The 20,817-nt window shown below is 39.0% G+C and carries 19 protein-coding genes; 7 read left to right on the top strand and 12 right to left on the bottom strand.

Annotation, left to right across the window (positions count from 1 at the left end; genetic code table 11):
* Positions 1 to 20 precede the first annotated feature (20 nt).
* From DSM03_RS09755 to uvrA, 8 genes are all read right to left on the bottom strand, one after another.
* Positions 21 to 314 (bottom strand): type II toxin-antitoxin system RelE/ParE family toxin, encoded by a 294-nt coding sequence (locus tag DSM03_RS09755; RefSeq protein WP_128760332.1) that lies wholly within the window; start codon positions 312 to 314, stop codon positions 21 to 23.
* The gene (locus DSM03_RS09760; protein ID WP_128760333.1) at positions 314 to 538 is read right to left on the bottom strand and encodes a type II toxin-antitoxin system ParD family antitoxin; all 225 of its coding nucleotides are present in this window, start codon (positions 536 to 538) and stop codon (positions 314 to 316) included. The genes DSM03_RS09755 and DSM03_RS09760 overlap by 1 nt, the downstream gene beginning before the upstream one ends.
* Before the next feature lie 184 nt (positions 539 to 722).
* Positions 723 to 1,487: a Fic family protein gene (locus DSM03_RS09765; RefSeq protein ID WP_236638755.1), complete on the bottom strand. Its 765-nt coding sequence runs from the start codon at positions 1,485 to 1,487 to the stop codon at positions 723 to 725.
* Positions 1,481 to 1,807 carry a Fic/DOC family N-terminal domain-containing protein gene (locus tag DSM03_RS19110; RefSeq protein WP_236638756.1) on the bottom strand — a complete coding sequence of 109 codons (327 nt, stop codon included), beginning with the start codon at positions 1,805 to 1,807 and terminating at the stop codon, positions 1,481 to 1,483. The genes DSM03_RS09765 and DSM03_RS19110 overlap by 7 nt, the downstream gene beginning before the upstream one ends.
* Positions 1,808 to 1,952: 145 nt before the next feature.
* On the bottom strand, positions 1,953 to 3,989 hold the full coding sequence (locus tag DSM03_RS09770; RefSeq protein ID WP_128760334.1) for a S9 family peptidase: 2,037 nt from the start codon (positions 3,987 to 3,989) through the stop codon (positions 1,953 to 1,955).
* A gap of 293 nt (positions 3,990 to 4,282) precedes the next feature.
* On the bottom strand, positions 4,283 to 5,698 hold the full coding sequence (gene mnmE / locus DSM03_RS09775) for a tRNA uridine-5-carboxymethylaminomethyl(34) synthesis GTPase MnmE (protein WP_128760335.1): 1,416 nt from the start codon (positions 5,696 to 5,698) through the stop codon (positions 4,283 to 4,285).
* 136 nt (positions 5,699 to 5,834) lie between these two features.
* Positions 5,835 to 6,386 (bottom strand): hypothetical protein, encoded by a 552-nt coding sequence (locus DSM03_RS09780; protein WP_128760336.1) that lies wholly within the window; start codon positions 6,384 to 6,386, stop codon positions 5,835 to 5,837.
* A 232-nt stretch (positions 6,387 to 6,618) separates the two neighbouring features.
* Positions 6,619 to 9,402, bottom strand: coding sequence for an excinuclease ABC subunit UvrA (gene uvrA, locus DSM03_RS09785; RefSeq protein WP_128760337.1), 2,784 nt, complete (start codon positions 9,400 to 9,402; stop codon positions 6,619 to 6,621).
* A gap of 230 nt (positions 9,403 to 9,632) precedes the next feature.
* Between uvrA and DSM03_RS09790 the strand changes: the two genes are divergently transcribed.
* Positions 9,633 to 10,217, top strand: coding sequence for an RNA polymerase sigma factor (locus DSM03_RS09790; protein WP_128760338.1), 585 nt, complete (start codon positions 9,633 to 9,635; stop codon positions 10,215 to 10,217).
* Positions 10,218 to 10,275: 58 nt separating this feature from the next.
* Positions 10,276 to 10,422 (top strand): hypothetical protein, encoded by a 147-nt coding sequence (locus tag DSM03_RS19040; protein WP_164918327.1) that lies wholly within the window; start codon positions 10,276 to 10,278, stop codon positions 10,420 to 10,422.
* Between the two features lie 59 nt (positions 10,423 to 10,481).
* Here DSM03_RS19040 and DSM03_RS09795 read toward each other — a convergent pair whose 3' ends face one another.
* Both DSM03_RS09795 and DSM03_RS09800 read right to left on the bottom strand, forming a co-directional pair.
* Complete coding sequence (locus DSM03_RS09795) at positions 10,482 to 10,847, bottom strand: hypothetical protein (protein ID WP_128760339.1); 366 nt, start codon at positions 10,845 to 10,847, stop codon at positions 10,482 to 10,484.
* Position 10,848: 1 nt separating this feature from the next.
* Entirely contained in the window at positions 10,849 to 11,505 is a 657-nt protein-coding gene (locus DSM03_RS09800) for an endonuclease III domain-containing protein (RefSeq protein ID WP_128760340.1), read from the bottom strand.
* An 82-nt stretch (positions 11,506 to 11,587) separates the two neighbouring features.
* Here DSM03_RS09800 and bcp point away from each other — a divergent pair, with 82 nt between their 5' ends.
* From bcp to DSM03_RS09830, 5 genes are all read left to right on the top strand, one after another.
* Positions 11,588 to 12,037: a thioredoxin-dependent thiol peroxidase gene (gene bcp / locus DSM03_RS09805; RefSeq protein WP_128760341.1), complete on the top strand. Its 450-nt coding sequence runs from the start codon at positions 11,588 to 11,590 to the stop codon at positions 12,035 to 12,037.
* Between the two features lie 235 nt (positions 12,038 to 12,272).
* Entirely contained in the window at positions 12,273 to 13,832 is a 1,560-nt protein-coding gene (locus DSM03_RS09815) for a PhoX family protein (protein ID WP_161568057.1), read from the top strand.
* An 82-nt stretch (positions 13,833 to 13,914) separates the two neighbouring features.
* Complete coding sequence (locus DSM03_RS09820) at positions 13,915 to 15,735, top strand: cytochrome-c peroxidase (protein WP_128760343.1); 1,821 nt, start codon at positions 13,915 to 13,917, stop codon at positions 15,733 to 15,735.
* Between the two features lie 112 nt (positions 15,736 to 15,847).
* A complete protein-coding gene (locus tag DSM03_RS09825; RefSeq protein WP_128760344.1) occupies positions 15,848 to 16,219 on the top strand; it encodes a hypothetical protein in 372 nt (123 codons plus the stop codon).
* 106 nt (positions 16,220 to 16,325) lie between these two features.
* Complete coding sequence (locus tag DSM03_RS09830; protein ID WP_128760345.1) at positions 16,326 to 16,832, top strand: hypothetical protein; 507 nt, start codon at positions 16,326 to 16,328, stop codon at positions 16,830 to 16,832.
* A gap of 306 nt (positions 16,833 to 17,138) precedes the next feature.
* Here the strand turns inward: DSM03_RS09830 and DSM03_RS09835 are convergent, their stop codons facing one another.
* Both DSM03_RS09835 and DSM03_RS09840 read right to left on the bottom strand, forming a co-directional pair.
* Entirely contained in the window at positions 17,139 to 19,391 is a 2,253-nt protein-coding gene (locus DSM03_RS09835) for a S9 family peptidase (RefSeq protein WP_128760346.1), read from the bottom strand.
* Between the two features lie 3 nt (positions 19,392 to 19,394).
* Positions 19,395 to 20,786, bottom strand: coding sequence for an aminopeptidase P family protein (locus tag DSM03_RS09840; protein ID WP_128760347.1), 1,392 nt, complete (start codon positions 20,784 to 20,786; stop codon positions 19,395 to 19,397).
* Between the last annotated feature and the right edge of the window lie 31 nt (positions 20,787 to 20,817).

Below are 20,817 nucleotides of genomic sequence, written 5' to 3' on the forward strand. Positions count from 1 at the left end.
AGGCTATTATGAAATTTATCTCATTTTAAAAATTTCCTCAAATCTCTATTCCCATGTAGGACTCTAACAATCCTTAAATGATTTTTTAGAATTCGATAAAAAATGATGTGAGAGGCGTAGGGGAGGCTGTATAGTCCATCTTTAATTTCATTACGTTGTTTACCTATTTCAGGATTACTTAAAAGAAGCTCCAAGTGAGAACGCATTTCTAGTAAATAATTTAGGGCTTGATTTTCTCCAAATTTGTGAACCCCAAACTCATAAATAGCGTCAATATCTTCCTGGGTCTTTTTAGATAAGGTAAAGTGATTCATCACGATTTTTTCTTGGATGCAAGAATTTGATCCATTGTCATCGAACTATCCGGACCATCCCAGCCTAATTCAATTTCCTTTCTTAAATCTTGTATTACCTTTTCGCGATAGATGCCGTGAAGTCTTAAGGCATCTCTTATGACTTCGCTGTTATTTTGATATTCTCCAGAAGCGACTTGCTTAGCGATATACTCTTCCTGTTTTTTAGTGAAACTAATATTCATAACAAATTATCTATATTTGATAAATATAGATAATATAAATAAAAAGTAAAGCTTTCCTAAGGTTTTTTGCGATCGAGCCAAAGTGCATTTCCCAAATATCAACATATTAAAGGGTAATATTTCAGATTATGTTATTTGAATGAATACGAGTCTTTAAATATGCTAGCCTTGGAAACTTGAAAATTTATGATTTTTCCAAAATAGCCATTAACTTATGATTGAGATATAATTTTTCCTTACCTACCTTTTCCGAAGTTAAAAACCCTGCTTCTTCTAAAGCCATTAGATAATTACCAACTGTTTTTGGTGTACCTAATTTCTCATCAATTAAGAATTGACGTTTTGTGTAGGGCAATCTGAATACTATTTCCACTAGTTCTTTTGTGTAGACATTGGGTAAGGTCTCTTTAATTTCAGTTGTCATCTGCTGCATCAAATCAGTTACGTCTTTTAGACGTTGTAAACCTTTATTTGCTGTAAATTCTACCATTTCAAGCATATAGAGTATCCAAGATTCCCAATCATTATTTTCGGTAACATCACGTAGTTTCCTGTAATAATCTGCCTTATTCTTAATAATATACTCGCTCAAATAAATAGCAGGCATATCTAATAACTTTTCAAGTTTTAAATACAGTAATAACAGAATACGGCCTGTTCTCCCATTACCATCACTAAACGGATGTATTGCTTCAAATTGGTAATGCATTAGCGCCATTTTAATCAACGGGTCCAGATTATCTTCTCCATTGATGAAGGTTTCTAAATTTGCTAGTTTCTCTCTTATAACTTCTTCTCCTGCCGGTGGAGAATAAATTATTTCTCCTTTACTGCTTTTTAGAGCAGTTCCTGGTGTCTTTCGAATACCTGCTGTATTTTTTTTAATACGTTGTACTATTTCAATGCATAGATTAGTACTAATACATGGACGTTCTTTTAGGTCTAACAAACTCTTCCAAAGTGCTTCTTTGTAACTGATAACCTCTTTAGTTGCCGGGTTTCCAAGCTTTTATCAGCAACTATAGATTTATAGAGATCATCATTAGTTGTTACAATATTTTCAATTTCAGAACTAGCTTTTGCTTCTTGTAAATGAATGGTATCTAAAAATAATGTAGGATTGGGCAAGTTAGTGAGCATACCATTTAGCCGAGCTAATGCTCTACTGGCATCGATAGTCTTTCGCAATACTTTTACCGTTTCCAAATTGATTTTTGAAGGTAGAAGAGGAAGCTCGTTATAGGGTGCATCTCGATTAAATGCTGTCATTTGAACAGGAGTACTGGTTACGTGCGTCGCGTTAACGCGCGTAAATATATTGAAAAATTACCCTTGTTTAATATTTAGGGGTAATGATTACCCTCGTGCTGTTACATTATATTAGCATAACGTATTTTTTAGTTTCAACATAAAATTATTGTTGAGGCAATTCCAGTTCTTCGCCCCAAATATATTTCGCAAACCAGTTCCAATTGTGCCACATTGCTGCTAATTTTTCTTTTGGCTTATTGATACCGTGACCAAAACCTTTGTAAATAATTAATTCAGATTCAACGCCTACATCCTTTAAGCCTTGAGAAAGTTCGTATGCATTAGCTATAGGTACTCTCGTGTCAAATTCCCCATGTTGAATAAGGGTAGGGGTAGATGCATTTTCAATGTTAGTAATGGGAGAGGTTTTCTCGTAGATCTCTCTATTAGACCAAGGGGTTGCCTTTAAATACTGACGCGTAAATGGATGAACGTCTGTACTTACGTAATACGTCATCCAATCTGAAATGCCGGCACCTACTGAAATAGCTTTAAATCTATCTGAGTTGGTTGCTAAAAAGGCAGAAATATACCCTCCCTGACTCCAGCCCATACATCCAATACTATCGGCTTCAATTACCCCTTTGCTCTCTAAATACGCAACTCCAGAAAGAACATCCCAAGAATCTCCAACCCCAAGGTTTTTTACATTTAATGCTCTAAACGTTTCCCCATACCCAGCAGAACCTCTATAGTTAGGTCTTAATATCAGAGCTCCTTTATTGAGCCATTGTAACCTGGGGTATACGTAGGAGGCTGTTGCTTCTGGATATGAAATTCCAGTCGGTCCGCCATGTATAATTACCATCAACGGATATTTTTTTTTAGGATCGTAGTCCTTTGGTTTATCAAGGATACCTTCTATGAGCGTTCCATCATTACTTTCCCACGTTATTACCTCACTATCTGCAGTTGACCAGTTTTCAATCTGTTTTGAAAATGTTGTTATACTTTCCGTTTTCTCTATTGGGTAATCAGCAGCGTAAATCTCGGCCAGATCAGCGTCATTCACCCCTGTAAATGCTAATTTCTGACCATTTTTTGAAAATGAATAATCCCTTATTCTTTCTGGTAGATTACCCAAAACTTCAGCCTTACCATTTTCAGGATTAATGTGTAGTAATCTATTTTTTGTTTTTAGCCAGGCATTAGCAAAAATTCCATTTTTATTCCAAGATAACTTGTTTAAGTTTTCGTCAAAGTCTATTGCTAACTGCTTTTTATTAGCGCCATCGATATCGATTCTAAAAAGTTTGATGTTAGAATAATAATAAGACGTTGTGTCGCTTAAAACAGTTTGATAAAGAATAGCTTTTCCACTTGGGGACCAACAGGCCAAACCATCATAGCTTTTATTGCTTACTAGGGTTTTATAGGTTTTTGAATCAAGATCATAAATAGAAATATCAGAATGTATATCACTATTAATAAGGGCATCAGGTTGATGGTCAAAAGCAATTTTACTACCGTCTGGTGACCATTTAAAACTATTGATAGAAAAAGAAGCTTTGTCTAATAGCTTCTTTGATTCTAGGCTTTTTAGGTAGGTAGAATCATTGATTTGATTCGGTAAAAGTGTTTGATTCAACGCTTCTGGTTTAAAATCAATAACCCAAATTTCGTTGTTAGCGTACTCTTTATCTTCTACCTCAAAGCTTCCATATTTATCTGCTCTTTTTTCTTTTTCTTTGGAATTATCTTTTGGTTGCAGGAAACCGATTTGCTTACTGTCTGGTGACCATTCAAAATCAGAAATATTACTTTTAGTATTGGTTACCTGAAAGGATTCTCCGCCTGCTAAACGAATAGCGTGAATTTGGTTATTTTCCCCTCTTGTAGATAAAAAAGCAATCCATTCCCCATCAGGAGACCATTTAGGATTACTACTACTTTCTTTTGTATTGGTCAGTTGAAATGGTGGATTACCATTTTTTGATATCCATAGTTCGGTATCATACCTGTTCTCATTCCAATCCACATTTTGTAATTGAAATACGACGTTTTTTCCGTCAGGAGAAATAACTGCGTTGGAAGCAGCTTTTAAGGAAAGTACCTCTTCAAAAGAAGGATTCTTTAGTTGTTGTGCTATAGTATTATTTATACCTAATAGGACAATGATAAATAAGAGTATTCTTTTCATAAAATTTTATGAGTTCGATTGAGATTGAATATTAATTGATTGCACTTTATTCATCAAAAATAGGTGATGGAAGATACCAATTCATACTAATTCCTAATGAAAGTCTTTAAGCAATGCAATTAAAACTTTCACACACCAACCATTTTATTATAGAAACTATGAAGCAAATTAAATGCGTTAGCTTAGATAATCATCAACCGCATCTAAAAAGGATTTTTGCAAATTCTTCTCGCAAAAAAGGACTTATGATGCATTTGCACCATATGGGGAGCTGATATGGTTTAAAGGAAAGATTACTTTCCGATACAAAAATTAGCAAAAATGTTACCCAACAGTTCGTCGTTAGTTACCTGCCCGGTGATCTCACCAAAGTGATATAAAGCCTCGCGAATGTCTATGGCGAGTAGGTCACCGCTTAGTCCGGCATCAATACCCAGTTGTACTTTTTCTATTTCTTCCAGAGCTTTGAGCAGCGAATCGTAGTGACGCGAATTGGTCACCAGGGTTTCATTGTTGCGAAGCGCACCCGTATTTACAAATTGCAGGAGTTGCTCTTTAAGTTCGTCTACACCCGTACCGGTTTTGGCCGAAATGAGTAAAACGGTAGATTTTGAATCCTCAGGTATCAGTTCAGAAAGTTGGTTGTAGATGGTCTGCTGTTGTTCTGTATTGAGGTGATCCATTTTATTAGCGACCAGAACCAGAGGCTTATCCGGAAAACGGTTTCGTATTTTCTGAATTTCAAGACTAAAAAGTTCGGGTTGAGATTTAAATTTATCGGCGTTGATTAGATACAATACGACTTGTGCCTGACTGATTTTTTCAAAGGTCTTTTTGATGCCCAGCCCTTCGATGACATCCACGGTTTCTCGTATTCCTGCGGTATCTATAAATCTAAAACCAATACCACCAATAGCGATTTCATCTTCTATAGTATCACGCGTGGTACCTGCGATATCGCTTACAATCGCACGTTCTTCGTTAAGCAAGGCATTGAGTAAGGTAGATTTTCCCACATTAGGTTCGCCTACAATCGCTACGGGGATTCCGTTTTTAATGACGTTTCCGGTAGCAAACGAATCGATAAGTCGCTTGAGTACGCGGGTAATTTTAGAAATAAGATTCTGAAATTCTTCCCGGTTAGCGAACTCCACATCTTCTTCAGCAAAGTCGAGCTCGAGTTCGATCAGCGAAGCAAAGTTGAGCAACTCCTGACGCAGTTGAGCAATTTCGTTAGAAAACCCACCCCGCATTTGTTGCATAGCGATCTGATGAGAGCCGGCATTGTCACTGGCAATAAGGTCTGCCACGGCTTCCGCCTGACTCAAGTCCATCTTCCCGTTGATAAATGCACGCAAGGTGAATTCGCCAGCCTTTGCAGCACGGCAACCTTTTCTAAACAGCACTTGTAAAATTTCCTGTTGTATATACGAACTTCCGTGGCACGAGATCTCTACTGTAGGTTCCCCCGTGTACGAACGTTTTCCTTTAAAGATTGAAACCAAAGCTTCATCAATAATACGCTTGCCGTCTACAATATTCCCCAGATGAAGGGTGTGAGATTCCTGATCCTTAAGAATCTTTCCGTTTTTGGCTTTAAAAACAGAGGAGACCACGTCTAAAGCGTTGGCTCCTGAAACGCGTATTACAGCAATTGCTCCGGCTCCGGGAGCAGTGGCTAGTGCAGCGATGGTATCTTGAATGTGCATAGCCGCAAAATTACAAAATATTGCATTGAAGAGCGCTTATAAAAAATCCCCGGACAAATACATGTACCGGGGATTTTCAACTAACTAACCAACCAAAAAATCAAACTATAACTCGTTAATCAGACGAGTCTTATCATTACGATCTGCGACTGCGATCCCCATACACGGTATGGATCTGCACCGCTTCTTTTTTATATTTTTTTCCTTTATAAATGCTTCCGGTCTGCTTATAGATGCGACCGCTACGGTCGTAGTGTATCTTTAAATTTCCTACTTTATCTAAAACACCTTTTTTATAGTTTACAGGAATGTCACCTATTCGGTTCACCTGTCCGTTGTGTAAATACCCTATGGTAATACCGCCTATTTGTGCTACCTGTCCATTTTGGTAATATTTCACATAACCTCTGCGATAATTAGCACCTGTACCATATACATCTCTGGGGTTATAATATACTGGACGTACATGATTTCCATTGAGGCGTATAGATGCTGGTGTTGCATTAAAATCAAGAGTTCCATCCGGGTAGATCAAAAACTCAATACCCTGTTCAATAAAAACCACAGGCTGCATGTAGGTACGCACGCTATTGCTTGTATTTTGCTCAGCCGTTGTGATGTGTTCTGATGCCTGCGCAGTAGCTCCAATTAGGAAACTTGCTGCTACTAAAAATAAAGTGCGTTTCATGGTCTTAAAGTTTATAGATCAGGACTTAATAGCTGTTCTAATCTGATTACGCTTAATACAATTCAAACCGCGTGCCAAAAATTAAAATGAAGTTTAAATTGCTTAGTTTGAAGATTGTGTTTTGTTATTAAAACACTGTTTTTAAGTATTTTGTATTGTTTGGTTCTTGGTCGAAAAAAAAGTGCGAATTGTAAAAATTCGCACTTTTGAATCCTAGTTATAGGAGTAAGAATTATAGTTTCTCTTTCAAATACGCTGCGGTATAGGAATTTTTAGTTTTAGCAACCTCTTCCGGAGTACCGGAAGCAATTAGATGTCCGCCGTTCTCGCCACCTTCAAGCCCCAGATCGATCACGTGATCTGCGCATTTGATCAGATCCAGATTGTGTTCTACTACTAATATAGCATGTCCTTTTTTAATCAATGCCTGAAAGGAAGTAAGCAATTTCTGAATATCATGAAAATGCAAACCGGTTGTTGGTTCGTCAAAGATGAACAGGTTTTTTTCTTTGGTGGTACCTTTTACTAAAAATGAGGCCAGTTTAATACGCTGCGCCTCCCCGCCCGAAAGGGTAGATGAGCTTTGTCCCAGCGTTACGTAACCCAGACCAACATCCTGAAGCGGTTTGAGCTTGCGCGTAATTTTATCTTGCTTATGCTCTTTAAAGAATGTTATCGCATCATCAATGGTCAGGTTGAGCAAGTCGTCTATATTCTTACCTTCAAAAGTGACTTCGAGTACTTCTTTTTTAAAGCGTTTTCCTTTACAGACTTCACACTCTAAATGTACATCGGCCATAAACTGCATTTCGATCGTTACTTCGCCTTCACCTTTACAGTTCTCACAACGTCCGCCATCTACATTAAACGAGAAATGCTTGGTCTGAAAATTACGGATTTTACTCAGTTTCTGACCTGCATATAAAGATCGGATATCGTCATAAGCTTTTATATACGTTACCGGGTTAGAGCGTGAAGAACGCCCTATAGGATTCTGATCTACAAACTCTATATGATTGATGTTATCGTATTTGCCTTCGATGCCGGTCATTTGTCCCACTTTCTCTCCGTACCCACCCGTCGCTTTAAGCATAGCAGGGTATAAGAGTTTTTTAACCAGCGTACTTTTACCGCTTCCGGAAACTCCGGTCACGGCAACAAAAACCCCCAATGGAAAACGGACATCTATATTCTTCAGATTATTCTCGCGGGCACCGATGATATCTACATAATATTTAGAAGTTCGGCGGGTCTCGGGGACTTTGATCTCCAGTTCCCCGTTGAGGTATTTCGCAGTAAGCGAATCACTTTTAAGGATCTCGTCGTATGTGCCTACAGCGACCACATCACCTCCAAAGGTTCCGGCTTCCGGACCAATATCAATGATCTCATCGGCAGCTTTCATAATGTCTTCATCGTGTTCTACCACGATCACCGTATTCCCCAGATCACGAAGATTTTTAAGCACCTCAATCAGCCGCTCGGTATCTTTAGGATGCAGACCTATACTGGGTTCGTCTAAGATATACATAGATCCTACCAGACTACTTCCTAAAGAAGTTGCCAGATTGATACGCTGCGATTCTCCCCCGGAAAGGGTGTTGGATTTTCGGTTTAACGTGAGGTAATTCAACCCCACTTTTGAAAGAAACTCTAATCTGCTTTCAATCTCGGTCAACAGACGTTTTGCTATTTTGGTATCGTGTTCGCTCAGCTCTAACTGTTTGAAGAAGTCTGCTACTTTATCAAGCGGTAAACCTACCAGATCTGTGATCGTGGCGCCTCCAATCTTAACGTAATTGGCTTCTTTCCGCAGGCGTTTGCCCCCACAGGTTTTACAACGGGTTTTTCCGCGATAGCGCGAAAGCATTACCCGATTCTGAATCTTATAAGCTTTTGATTCTAAAAATTCGAAGAATGAATGTAAGCCTTCAAAGTGTTTGTTTCCGTTCCAGATCAAATCTTTTTGATCATTAGAAAGTTCGAAATACGGTTTATGTATCGGGAAATCAAATTTATACGCGTTATTCACGAGTTGGTCTCTATAATAACTCATACTATCCCCACGCCACGGAAAAATCGCATTTTCATAAACTGAAAGTGCCGTATTGGGGATTACCAGATCTTCATCGATACCTATAACATCACCATACCCCTCACAAGTAGGACAAGCCCCATACGGATTGTTAAAACTGAATAGGTGCACATTAGGTTCGAGAAAACTCATCCCGTCTAACTCAAAACTGTTGCTGAAATGCCGTTGTTTATGCGTAGTAAGGTCCTCTATAAAAGCTTCGCCTTTACCTTCAAAAAATGCCGTTTGTACGGCATCTGCCAGCCGGTTGTAAAAGTCTTCATCCTCTTTTTTAATGATTCGGTCAACAACCAAAAAGAGTGTATCTGTTTTTTGGATGCTTCCGGCTTCTTCAATACGCACCACCTTGTCGTTAACTTTAATGCGTGCATACCCTTGTTGCTGCAGGATATTGAGTTTTTCTTCAACCTTTCGCCCTTCTTCAACAATAAATGGAGCCAACAATAACAATTTACTGCGCTCTTCAAAAGCACGTACATATTCAACAATATCCGTGACAGTATCTTTTTTGACTTCGTCTCCAGAACTAGGAGAGTAGGTCTTCCCGATGCGTGCAAAAAGTAATTTGAGATAGTCATAAATCTCAGTAGAAGTTCCCACGGTCGAACGCGGGTTGGTACTGTTAACCTTTTGCTCAATAGCGATAGCAGGGGCAATACCTTTTATATAGTCAACCTTGGGTTTGTTTAAACGCCCTAAAAACTGGCGGGCATACGAAGACAAACTCTCCACATAGCGGCGTTGTCCTTCGGCATAAAGTGTATCAAATGCAAGGCTAGACTTACCTGAACCCGATAAACCGGTAATTACAACCAGTTTATTACGGGGGATTATGGTATTTATATTTTTTAAGTTGTGAAGCTTAGCCCCTTTAATGATGATATTCTGTTTAGGGTCCGCTTTAGAAACGTCAATGATCATAGCAATAAGTATAGGTGTGCAAAGATAATTTATAGTATGGATAACCCATCAAAGATTTGCCCAACGTCCTGTTAATGTTAAAATTGTAGAAGGGGTGTTGTTTATTTGGAATGAAAGTTGTTATATTTGACTCAATATTAACAAATAGCGAAAGGCCTATATCTGAAAATTACTTTTTAAAATTTTGACCGATCCCCAAAGGATCAACTTTAACCTACAAAAGTAATTATATGGAAGATATGTTAATAACTGACGCAGTCCTGGTCAGCAACTACATACAGGGCGATGAAGCGGCACTTTCTGTTTTAATATCGAGACATCAACAACGCATATATAGTTTTATTTATTCTAAGGTTTACGACCGGGATGTAACTGAAGACATTTTTCAAGACACCTTTATCAAAGTAATTCGCACCTTAAAACGCGGCGGATATAACGAAGAGGGAAAGTTTTTACCCTGGGTGATGCGTATTTCGCACAATCTGGTGATTGATTATTTTAGAAAGAACAAGCGCATGCCGAAATTTGATAATACCGGCGATTTCAACATATTTTCTGTTTTGGGAGATCCCGATCTAAACGCCGAAAAGCGTATTATTAAAGATCAGGTAGAAGAAGACGTGCGTAAACTCATTGAGGAATTGCCTGAAGATCAACGTGATGTTCTTTTGATGCGTATCTATAAAGACATGAGTTTTAAAGAAATCGCAGAGCGTACCGATGTAAGCATCAACACGGCATTGGGGCGCATGCGTTATGCGTTGATCAACCTGAGAAAGGTGATTGAAAAAAACAATATAATTTTAACAAATTGAGATAAACTAAATCTAAAAAGTGTGCGTTATAGGTAGACTATTAACCAAACGTCATTTGATGGAAAACATTTACTCCAAGAAATCGTGTGATCACGATAAAAACTTACAACCTTCTAAAGAGACGGTTAACCGCATTTTAAATTATTCTAAGGCTTTAAGTGTTATGAATACCAAATTTGGGAAGATTGAGAACCTTCTCAATTAAAACTGAAAAGCCCCGCTAAACAGCGGGGCTTTTTGATTTAAGGTTATTAAGATCATTTTTTAAGACCGAGGCAATTTAAAACGACTTAAAACTTTATATACATTTTCAGGGTCATCTTGAGCGTGATAGTTAAAATGAATTTGTTTAATATTTACTTCATAGGTTTCGCCCGAATATGGATATTCTGGCATGCAAATCAATTTGGGTTTGAATTTCGTTTCTTGAGTGAGAATAGCTATAGGATTTTCAATAGCTACACTCCAAGTTGCTTTGCCACCGCTTATTAAGGGGAGGTAGTTGTTAAGAATAATGTGTTTGATGATATCTGATATTTTCCAATTGGATTGAATTGTGATCTCTTGTAAATGAGAATCTATATCATCTCCTGCAGCTACACTGTCTCTATTAATTTTTATAGTTTTCACCCTATTTCTTCCCTTTATAATATTCTTTTAAAACACTTTTGCGACCTATGGTTGCGGTGATGATATCTTTATTGAGATCCCATCCGCGGGCCGGACTGTATTGCCGCCCGTACCAAATGATTTGCAGGTGTAGTTCGTTCCAAAGATCTTTAGGAAAAAGTCGCTTGGCATCTTTTTCGGTTTGAACTACGTTTTTACCGTTGGTTAAATTCCAGCGGTACATGAGCCGGTGTATGTGTGTATCTACCGGAAATGCCGGTATATTAAACGCCTGTGCCACAACAACGCTCGCCGTTTTATGACCTACAGCCGGTAATTGCTCCAGTTCTTCAATACTTTCAGGAACCCTTCCGTTGTACTTGTCAATTAAAATATGGGAGAGGCCGTGTATACCTTTTGCTTTCATCGGCGACAAGCCCACCGGTTTGATGATCTCCCGTATTTCTTCCACAGAAAGCTTTATCATATCGTACGGATTATCTGCAACTTCAAATAAAAGCGGTGTTATTTGATTTACTTTCACATCGGTACTTTGCGCACTCATCAAAACAGCGATGAGCAATGTATATGGATCTTTATGATCTAACGGGATGGGAATTTGCGGATACAAACGCTTTAACGTATCTATAACAAAGGTTACCTTATCAGCTTTAGTCATTATCTGTAATTTTAGGGTCTGATTGCAAAAGAAGCACGTGCTTCATTATAAATTAGCGTAATAATACTAAAATTAAACCGATATGAACATGCTTAAAGAAGGAGATCAAGTACCAGATTTTACAACAACAGATCAGGACGGTAACGCAGTTACATGGAGTGATTATGCAACTAAAAAAGTTGTGGTGTTCTTTTATCCTAAGGCTTCTACACCGGGTTGTACAGCTGAAGCGTGTAACCTGAGAGATCATTACAAAGAGCTACAAGCTGAAGGTTACGAGCTGTTGGGAGTAAGTGCAGATTCAGAAAAACGCCAAAGTAATTTTAAAACAAAATATGAGTTTCCTTTTCCGTTATTAGCAGATGAAGATAAAACAGTTATCAATGCTTTTGGGGTATGGGGACCTAAGAAATTTATGGGGAAAGAATACGACGGGATTCATCGCACCACATTTATTGTAGAGAATGGAACGGTAACACGTGTCATCGGAAAAGTAAAAACAAAAGATCACGCTGCGCAGATTTTAGAATAATAGAATTTTATTTTAAATAAATAATTGAAAGACTGCTTATTAGCGGTCTTTTTTTTTGTTATCCGTTAGATCTCATTAACACAAGTCTTTAGAACAGGTTTAAATAGTGATGTTTAGGTAACCTTTTTAATATTCAATTAATTCAAAGTTAATTCAACCACGATACTGAATTAACCTTCTTGACGCGTCATAAGAATAGATTTGTTTGAAACTAAAAATCAAACTTTATTTAAAAATGACTACACTAAAAAAACTTCTTTTTAATCTGATGATACTCGCATCACTAGGTATTGTATTTATTGCTTGTGAAGGCGAAGACGGTCTTGATGGAGCAGACGGAGTTGATGGCGTTGATGGAACCGACGGCATTGACGGTGAGGATGGTGAAGATTTTACCCCAACTGCAGCAATGTTTGCAAACAAATCAAGCTTAGCTCCACTCGTACAAATGTCACCGGCTTTTAACTTTGTTAAGCCTTATTCGTTGATCAGTACTTCTGATGTGATCGGGGAAACTAACTTTCAAATGGCAGGTTCTGCTGATGGAGCAGGATTTTTAAAAGATCCTAACAGCGATGGGTATATCTATGTGGTGAATAATGAAGATCACTATGCTGTTTCACGTATTTTCTTAGATGAGAATTTGATTCCTGTAAAAGGTGATTACTTGTTAAACTCAGGTGTTTCAGACTGGGCACGTCAATGTAGCGCTACGATGTGTGAAGCCGCCATTCACGGTGGAGCTAAAGATATTTTCTTATCCGCATCAGAAAGCTACAGTAATAAAGTAAAAGCGATAGACCCTTTAGTTGAGACTCCAACGCCCACTGCAGATTTTGGTCTGGCAGCATTGGGAGAGTTTTCCTGGGAGAATGCAGTACCATTACCTAAAGACGCTTATAGCGGTAAAACCGTAATTATAGGTGGTGATGATGACTCTAGTGGTTCTGAAGGCCAGGTAGTGTTGTATTACTCAGAAAACGGTGATGCCGATTTAGAAGGAGGTAATGTATATGTTTTAAAATTAAAGCAGGTTTCTGATGGTAACGGTGGTATTGTTGATGTTGCTGCAGATCAGATTTACAATGAGGGTGATCTTGATTTTAGAGCTAGTTATGATGTGGAGTTTGTAGCGATTCCTAATGCTTCTTCTTTGAGTGTGAGTGAGATGGAAGACGCTTGTGTAGCGGTTGGTGCTTCTGCTTTTATGCGTGTTGAAGATGTAGATTATCAGAAAGGTTCTGCGGCAAATAACCGCAATGTATATTTTGCGGTAACCGGTAGAGGTCCGGGTGCAGGTACTTATAATGACTGGGGAACACTCTATAAATTAGAATTGGATGAAGCTGCTCCTTTAACCGGAAAACTGACTCAGGTCGTAAGTGGTAACACGGATACCAATAATGCAGATGGTAACCTGTCTAGCTTACAAAGTCCAGATAATATTTGTGTGACTGAAAACTATGTATACTTTCAGGAAGACCCTAACTCATTCTCTAGAAATCACAACTCCTACATCTACCAGAGTGATCTAAATGGTGATAACATCGATGTGGTTTTACGTTTAAAAGTTGATCAAAATTTAGCTGAAGATCCCGGCGTTGTGTATAACGGAGAGTTTGGTTCTTTAATTGATGTTTCTGATAAAGTAGGAGTAGCGGGTACTTTTATTTTGGCGCTACAACCGCATTATTGGACTGATGATTTCTTTAAGGGATTAGATGGGCACATCATAGACGGTCGTGAGAACAGACAAGGTTCTCAGGTAATCTTATTGCAAGGTTTACCTAGATAAGTCAGTTTATAATTTAACGTCTTTAAACCTCCACAAACATGTGGAGGTTTTGTCATAAATACAAACAGCATCTTTTTTTAGTATGAAGCGTATTTTAATAACCGGTATTCTCATTGCATCATTTGTTACTTCATGTAAGACCGAAACCAAAGATCAGGATCAACTCACCGCTTTGGTAGACTGGCAACCTGCTCAGGAATATTATAAAAATCATCTGGATACTGCTATACAGTATTTAGATTCTCTGGCACTAACGCCTATTGAAGATCCTAAGACTAAAACATACTTCAAAAAAGCTCGTGTTGCTTTTAAAAAAGCAGAACCCTATGCATCGTATATAAATCCTGAAGTAGGACATCGCGCTAACGGACCGGCCTTGCCTTTTTTGACCGACGATTCTCAGAAAGTTCTGGAGCCTGTTGGTTTGCAAAAACTGGAAGAGTCTATTTACGAAGGTGTGGCGAATGCAGCGATTTATCAAAATGAATTGCGGCTTACCAAAGGACTTTTAGAAATTTTAAAAGGCAATATCACCCAGCGCGAACTCAATGCAGAACGTTTTTTTATCGCTACGCATCAGCAATTGATGCGTATGATAAGTTTGGCGATTGCCGGTTTTGATACGCCGGTAAGCGGTTTGGGGCTCGCAGAAACCCAACAATCCTTGCAAAGTTTGCAACGTGTTTATGAGTTGAGTATTGCTGAGCGTATTGTTGAAAACGATGCCCAATTAGATCAGGAATTTAAATATCAGATTCAGGATGCGATTGCATTTATTGAGACAAATGTTGATTTTGAGACTTTTGACCGTTATACGTTTATCAGAGATTACTTCAATCCCATAACGCGCAGTTGGGTTGCTATTCGCAAAACTTCCGGTTTATGGGAGCCTGTGTTGAATAAGCCCTTCAATTTTGATGCACCCACTTTTTTTGAAGAAGATTCTTTTAATATAGAATACTTCAGGGCGATCACCAATCGCAATCCTTCCGAAGCTAAAATTGCATTGGGCAAACGCTTGTTCTTTGATAAGAACTTATCTCAGGCGAAGGATATGGCTTGCGTGACCTGTCACAATCCGAAGTTGGCTTATACAGACGGACTCGTAACCAATCTGAATAACTCGGGTAATCCGTTAAAACGCAATTCACCTACCTTGGTCAATGCTATCTTTCAACGTGGTTTTTTCTGGGATGGCAGAGCCGAGACTTTACTGGCGCAAATTTCGGGCGTGTTCACCAATAAAGAGGAATTCAACAGCAGTGTTCATGAATTTTCTGATGAGGTCCTGAAAGATTCTACGTATTATAAAGCTTTTCAAGAAGTATTTGGTACGCGCCGTAAATGGAGTAATGACGAAACCATAAAAGCACTTTCGGCTTATATATCTACGCTTAACGGTTTCAGTTCTAAATTTGATAAGAATATCAGAGGCGAAGTAGACACGTTCACAGCGTCTGAAAAACTGGGTATGAACTTGTTTATGGGAAAAGCTTTGTGCGCAACATGTCACTTTATGCCCTTGACCAGCGGAACCGTTCCGCCATTTTTTACCGATACTGAAAAAGAAGTTATAGGGGTTCCGGAGACTGTTGCTAATAAACAACTTGATGATGATCTGGGTTTTTATTTTATGTATAATGAGCCTATACAATTAGGAATGTTCAAAACCCCTACGGTACGTAATGTGTCGCTTACCGCGCCGTATATGCATAACGGCGTATATCAAAGTTTAGAAGAAGTTATTGATTTTTACAATAAGGGAGGCGGTGGTGGTCTGGGCTTTGATTTACCGCACCAGACTTTGCCCTTTGATGCTCTCAATCTTACTGATACTGAGCAAACAGCTCTGGTAGATTTCTTAAAAACTCTTACAGATGTCCCTCAGGAAACCGAATATTAGCTTTCTTTAAAGCGCGTTTGAGGCTCATTATATTTAAATGTGGGTGGCTGTGTAAAATAGTTCAAACTTTAGCAACAACTTAACAGGTTGCTGTTTTAACTTTGTGCCTGTAATGAAGGCATTTATCTATTCTGTATGTATGTTCTTGTTCCTGCTTTTTGGAGTAGGGCAGACGACGTATGGTTTTTCTTCAGAAACGACTTCTTTACAAAAACACGATACCTCAAACCATACGGCGGTTATTGAGCGTGCCAATGACAAAGCGGTTACCGTTGAGCAACTCACGCTTGAAGAGCAAGAAGTTTCGGTAAGTGTTGAACTGCACCAACAGCAGGCAGATCGCTTTAGTAATTTTAGTGGCTCAGGAAAGCATCCTTACCTGTTTACGTTATCGGCTTATTCCAACTATTTAGAGCGATCTCTACTCATCAATCCGTCGTGTGCCAGGCTGGTGCTTATATTTCCATTCCATTTATTTCCGTAATCTGTATTCTTTTTTAAAACTCACGTATGCAGTTTGTTAATCTGTAATACGTCTTTGTGATGCTTTGCATCCCTTCACTATTTTAAAAACAGCATACCTTATTATTATGAAAATAGATATGATTTTGGTTTTCGCCATTGTGGTGGGAATCGTTGCAGTACCTTATATATTCTTTATCTTTTTTGGATCAAACACCACCAAAAAGATCAACGCTAAATTTAAAGAAGAGGCCTCTAAAAATGATTTGTCTTTCGCGCAAAGCGAAAAGTGGAACGGTCGTCAAATAGCTATTGATCCGACTAAAAATGTTTTATTGTATGGTCAAATCATACAAGATAAACTCATTTTTGAATACCTGGACCTTACTCAATTCAGTCAGGTGAATATCCTTGAAGATTTAAAAACCAAACGCATTGACGGAAAGGTATCCACAACTTTAGAGCATCTTGCTTTAACCTTGACTCCTCAAGGAACTGGAACTCCTGTAACACTTAATTTTTACGATTCACTTTTTGATGCGTCTCAAAACTTTGAACAGAAACGCGCTCAGCAGTGGAAAAATACCATTGCTCAGCAACTCCATATTAAAACAGCTCACCATGTAGCTGCTTAATTTGCCTTTCCCCCTATATAGGCAAAACCTCGGTCTTCTAAGAAGCCGAGGTTTTTTTATTGGCGCCGCCAATGGGTTTTACTATCCCAAGGCTTGCCTAGAAATTGAACATTTGTTTCTAATGAATGTTTCGTGGTCTTGCCCCCGAGGTTTTTTTATTGGCACCGCCAATGGGTTTAAATATCCCAAGGCTTGCTTAGCAATTGAACATTTGTTTCTAACAAATGTTTCGTGGTCTTGCTCCTCGAGGTTTTTTTATTGGTACCACAAAGGGTTTACTATCCCAAGGCTTGCCTTCAAACTAATTTATTTACCGTTATGACTGAATAAATAATTAGTCAGTAACGTATATAAGTGTCTGCGGGTGTTAGCGCCTTCATAAATACCATGTGAACGGTTCGGGTAGGCCATCATCGTAAACTGTTTATTGTTTTCGATGAGTTCGTTTACCAGATACTCCATATTTTGATAATGCACATTATCATCACCGGTACCGTGAACCACCAATAAATTACCTTCTAGATCTTTTGCATAGGATGCAGGCGAACCCTCGATAAAATCTTCTTTGTTTTCCTGCGGAAGTCCCATATAACGCTCTTGATAAATGTTATCGTAAAACAGCTGATTGGCTACAGCAGCTACAGCCATTCCGGTTTGATAAAGTTCAGGATATCTAAACATCAAGTTTAATGTCATCGAACCGCCGCCGCTCCAGCCCCATACCGAAACGCGGTCTTCATCTAAGAAGCTCCATTTTTTCAAAAGAGCTTTTGTCGCCATCGCCTGGTCGCGAGAATTGACCACACCTACCTTTCGGTAGATAGACTTTCGCCAGTTACTTCCTTTTAGAGAAGGTGTACCGCGGTTATCCATATTGATAATCACAAAGCCATTTTGCGCTAAAAAGATGTCGTATAGACCTATGAAATTATCGGTGGCCATTTGCCCCCAGGGTTCACCGTAAACGTGAAACAATACCGGGTATTTTTTAGAAGCATCAAAATCTGTTGGCTTCGTAATACGACCTTCAACCACAATACCGTCTTCGGTCTCTATCTGAAAGAACTCAGTTTCCGGTATGGTTAAAGTTGCCAGTTTGTCTTTTAGTTCTTGATTGTCAACTAAGGTTTTAATGGTTTTATGCTTGGGTAAACTTATCAAACGTGTTGTAGTTGGTGTAGTTACATCGGTATGATTGTGAATAGCATATTTTCCGTTAGGAGCGATTTGATACGTATTGATTCCTTCAAATGTTGACGGAGTCAAACGCTGAGGTTTTCCTTTTCCACTTAGTGATGCTTTAAATAAATAGCGTTGCGCAGGGCTTTCTGGCGAAGCCGAAAAGAATACTTCTTTATCTGTTGCAGTATAAAAAGCCGCTACATCATAAGCACCGGGCGTCAACAACGTCTTTTTACCATCTTTAAGACGCACTTTATAAATGTGTCTCCACGCGTCATTCTCGTTCATTCTTAAAAAAGCCGACTGATCATCGGTGAGTAACAAGTCGTTTTTACCCCATTGATTGGCGGAAACATCAGGATAACCCAGATCAACCCATGTGTCTTCTGTTTCGGTATACACGTTTTTAATCGCGTCTGTAGAAGGTATATAGGTAAAGATCTTAAGTGTGTTTTGCTTGCGGTTTAGTTGCTGAATCAATAAGAGGTCTTCATGAATCCATTGTATAGCAGGAATGTAATGTTGCACGGCATCTCCCGGTACAGCGATCCAATGGGTCTTTTGAGTTTCGGTATTAACAATACCTACTTTAGCCGAAGACGGATCGTAACCGGTTTTAGGATACTGCAAGGGAATAGGCTTAGCATACACCGAATCTGTATTGTTTATCATATAAAACGTGCCTATTTCTGAAGCATCCAGTTGCCAATACGCAATGTGTTTTCCATCAGGATTCCAACGAAAACCATCACGAGCCCCAAATTCTTCTTCATAAACCCAGTCAAAAGTTCCGTTGATGATATCACCGGTTCCATCTTTGGTAAGCTGCGTTACTTCACCCGTTTTGAAGTCTTCTTCGTATAAATTGAACCCCGAAACATAAGCGACATTTTTGTTAGCATCCGAAAACTTGGCGAACATCAGCGAAGAGGAGGGAAGCTCGGTTCCGAGTTGCTTCAGCTTTTTAGTATCCAAATCATAAACCCAGTAATCGCCTTTTGTATTAGAACGCCACACCCGACTGGTATTGGTGAAAATCAATACTTTGCTTTCATCCTTAGAAAGGCTGAAATCTGCTACACGCAAAGCTTGACTTGCTCCGGAAGGTGTAAGCGCCTCGGCACTTAAAAAGACTGCCTGATCGTTAGATTTACTCTCATATCTGATCAATTGATCTTCTCCAGAATCCGTACGCTCTATGGTTACAAAAGCGTCACCATCGTTAATCCAGCTGATGGAGCGGGCATTGTCACCGTTAAATTCAGATGAGTAAATTCGATCTAAAGTGAGTTTAGCAGGATCTTGCTCCTGAGCGGTAGCAGAAAGCCCTATATGGGCTACCACTAATACAACGAATAGGTGTTTTAAAATTCTCATGATTTAGTTGTTTCTTAGTTTTTCAATATCTGCTACAGTTTTTGCAAGTGGCTCCCCTAAAAGCTCACTGCCTTCTTTTGTGATTACAAAATCTTCTTCAACGCGGATACCGCCAAAGGTTTTGAACTTTTCCACTTCCTCATAATTCACAAAATCCATATACTTATTTTGAGCTCTGCGCTCGTCAATCAAAAACGGATTGAAATATAGGCCCGGTTCTACAGTAAGCACAAAATCTTCTTGGAGTTCTTTACCCAGACGTAAAGATTTTAAACCAAATTCTGTACTTTTTTTAAGTTCTGGCGTGTACCCTACATACTGCTCGCCCATATTTTCCATATCATGAATATCAAGCCCCATCATATGGCCTAATCCACATTGAAAGAACAAGGTGTGTGCTCCTGCAGCAACAGCATCATCTGCATTCCCTTTCATCAAACCTAAATCAGTGAGCCCCTCTACTAACTTCTTAGAAGCTAAGAGATGCACCTCTTTAAAACGAATTCCCGGTTTTAAAGCTTCAATTGCTGTATTATGAGCGTTGAGCACAATATTATAGACGTCTTTTTGAAGTGGGGTGAAGGTTTTGCTTGCAGGGAAGGTACGGGTCATATCCCCCCCATAACCCATTTTGTTATAGGCACCACTATCGCATAAAACCAGATCACCTTCATTCAGTTTTGCTGTTGTCGCGTGGTTGTGCAGGTATTGTCCGTTTTTAGTTAAAATAATAGGAAAGGCAAGACCACCACCGCCACTTACTGCTATACCATTTAAAGCACCGGCTACTTCCATTTCGGTCATTCCGGGTTTTGTATTTCTAATGGCATACTCGTGCATTTTACGCGTGATGTTTACCGCTTCGTGCAGTTCTACAAGTTCTTCAGCAGATTTACGTTCGCGCTGTGCTACAATAGCTTGTATGAGTGCAGTTGATTTGTTCGCTTCCACTTCTGCAAGGGGAATGTTTAATAAGTTACTAACTGCAATCTTTTGAGCTCCGCGATACGGGGGCAAGTAATGTACGTGTTGGCCTTTATCTAACTGGGTTTTTAAATAAGAAGCAACCTGATCTAAAGGCTTTACAGTATTGAAGCCTGACTTTTCAGCGAAGCTTTCCAATTTTTCCGGTGAGCCGATCCAAACCTTTTCTTCGGGAGTCGCATTGTTTCCAAAAAGGATTTCTTCGCCGGTATCTATATTGATCAGAAAATAGAGATCTGGAATGTGATCAATCCCGGTATAATATAAAAAGCTGCTGTCTTGCTTAAAGGGGTACCAGTTGTCGGCATAATTCATCGAACTTTCTCCGTTACCTGGTAACAGTATGATGCCACTTTTTAGGGTTTGTTTTAAGATGTTTCGTCTGTTGACGTATGTGTTTTTAGGGAACATAAAGGTGTAAAAGTTTTAAAATTTATTGGCA

The sequence above is a fragment of the Leeuwenhoekiella aestuarii genome, assembly GCF_004104055.1.
In the GTDB taxonomy this organism is placed as follows: domain Bacteria; phylum Bacteroidota; class Bacteroidia; order Flavobacteriales; family Flavobacteriaceae; genus Leeuwenhoekiella; species Leeuwenhoekiella aestuarii.

Coding starts and splice junctions, on each gene's coding strand:
- DSM03_RS09825 (WP_128760344.1), top strand. CDS start 15,848: ATGAAGGCATTTATCTATTCTGTATGTATGTTCTTGTTCCTGCTTTTT.
- DSM03_RS19110 (WP_236638756.1), bottom strand. CDS start 1,807: ATGACAGCATTTAATCGAGATGCACCCTATAACGAGCTTCCTCTTCTA.
- DSM03_RS09780 (WP_128760336.1), bottom strand. CDS start 6,386: ATGAAACGCACTTTATTTTTAGTAGCAGCAAGTTTCCTAATTGGAGCT.
- bcp (WP_128760341.1), top strand. CDS start 11,588: ATGAACATGCTTAAAGAAGGAGATCAAGTACCAGATTTTACAACAACA.
- DSM03_RS09820 (WP_128760343.1), top strand. CDS start 13,915: ATGAAGCGTATTTTAATAACCGGTATTCTCATTGCATCATTTGTTACT.
- uvrA (WP_128760337.1), bottom strand. CDS start 9,402: ATGATCATTGACGTTTCTAAAGCGGACCCTAAACAGAATATCATCATT.
- DSM03_RS09835 (WP_128760346.1), bottom strand. CDS start 19,391: ATGAGAATTTTAAAACACCTATTCGTTGTATTAGTGGTAGCCCATATA.
- DSM03_RS09760 (WP_128760333.1), bottom strand. CDS start 538: ATGAATATTAGTTTCACTAAAAAACAGGAAGAGTATATCGCTAAGCAA.
- DSM03_RS19040 (WP_164918327.1), top strand. CDS start 10,276: ATGGAAAACATTTACTCCAAGAAATCGTGTGATCACGATAAAAACTTA.
- DSM03_RS09815 (WP_161568057.1), top strand. CDS start 12,273: ATGACTACACTAAAAAAACTTCTTTTTAATCTGATGATACTCGCATCA.
- DSM03_RS09800 (WP_128760340.1), bottom strand. CDS start 11,505: ATGACTAAAGCTGATAAGGTAACCTTTGTTATAGATACGTTAAAGCGT.
- DSM03_RS09790 (WP_128760338.1), top strand. CDS start 9,633: ATGGAAGATATGTTAATAACTGACGCAGTCCTGGTCAGCAACTACATA.
- DSM03_RS09840 (WP_128760347.1), bottom strand. CDS start 20,786: ATGTTCCCTAAAAACACATACGTCAACAGACGAAACATCTTAAAACAA.
- DSM03_RS09830 (WP_128760345.1), top strand. CDS start 16,326: ATGAAAATAGATATGATTTTGGTTTTCGCCATTGTGGTGGGAATCGTT.
- DSM03_RS09755 (WP_128760332.1), bottom strand. CDS start 314: ATGAATCACTTTACCTTATCTAAAAAGACCCAGGAAGATATTGACGCT.
- DSM03_RS09770 (WP_128760334.1), bottom strand. CDS start 3,989: ATGAAAAGAATACTCTTATTTATCATTGTCCTATTAGGTATAAATAAT.
- mnmE (WP_128760335.1), bottom strand. CDS start 5,698: ATGCACATTCAAGATACCATCGCTGCACTAGCCACTGCTCCCGGAGCC.